Origin of the sequence: Microvirga aerophila (assembly GCF_003332305.1) — a bacterium.
Lineage (GTDB): Bacteria > Pseudomonadota > Alphaproteobacteria > Rhizobiales > Beijerinckiaceae > Microvirga > Microvirga aerophila.
Window position 1 is genome coordinate 1 of the sequence record NZ_QOIO01000183.1, and the last position, 1,068, is coordinate 1,068.

Annotated in this window: 1 pseudogene; it reads right to left on the bottom strand. The window is 63.6% G+C overall.

Annotation, left to right across the window (positions count from 1 at the left end):
* Positions 1-1,068, bottom strand: a pseudogene (locus tag DRB19_RS29660) (transposase); the annotation flags it as partial.

A 1,068-nucleotide genomic window follows, 5' to 3' on the forward strand; every position in this document is an offset into this window, starting at 1 on the left:
GAGCGCCGCAGATGCAGAACCCGGACGCCCGCCGAAATCGTTCCCTCGATGCCGGCGCGCTGTCGATACTCGTTTGAGAAGGCAAGCTGCTCCTCACGCTGGCGGGCCGCCTCCAGCGTCTTGTGTTCCTCGCGTGGCCGCAGCGTCAGAAGGCGTCGGCCGCTCCGAGTACACTGTGTCTTCAGGGGACAAGGTCGACAATCTGTTGTCGAGAAGCGGACTTTGAACGCGGTTCGCCCCTGATGGTAGTCGGGACTCCAGCTCTTGCTCTGATGCCCGGCCGGGCAGGTCGCTACTTCCCGCTCCCAATCGAGGAGGAAGTCCTGCACGGTGAAGCCTTCGCCGGATTGGGCCTGCCACTGATAATCCTTGGGAGCCGGCCCTAAAAGCGTGACGCCTTTCTTCCGGCTGGCGACAAGCTGGTCAGCCGCAACATAACCGGCATCGGCCAGATGAATATCGGGCAGCAGGCCCTTGGCTTCGAGCGCCGCATGGATGTCTTCGAGAGCGTCGCGATCGACGACGGGTGCCGGCGTGGTCTCCACATGCGTGATCAAGTGTGGGCCGCCTTCGTCGCATGTCTCGGTCAGATGCACCTTGTAGCCGATCCAGATCGTTGATTGCTTCCTGGCGTAGTGCACCTCCGGATCGTAGGGTGACGCGACCATCAGCAAGGAGGGTGGAACCCCCTCCTGGTCAGTCCGCCACCGCACCCGAAGTGGTGCCTCAGTTCCTGTGGTCGGAGCATCGTCGATCAGGCAGAAGTTCTGGACCCAGGCCTGCCGCAACAACTCAACAGCCGGGATCTGCCGCAGCCATATTGGCGCACCAGGAGCCATGATGGCCGCAAGCAACTGATGACCATCGCGACCAATCTGCTCGGCGTGGGCTCGCCGCTTCGCCTCGCCTTGTGGCACCTCGTGATCGCCAGCCCGCCGGTCATATCGCTCCAGCCAGGCAGGATCCGCCTCAGCGCGCAGCCACTCGGGGACCGCTATTGAGGGCCGCCCGCAGCGTCTCGGTCACACATTCGAGGCGGTTCAGGAAGCGGACGGCTCCGAGCACATG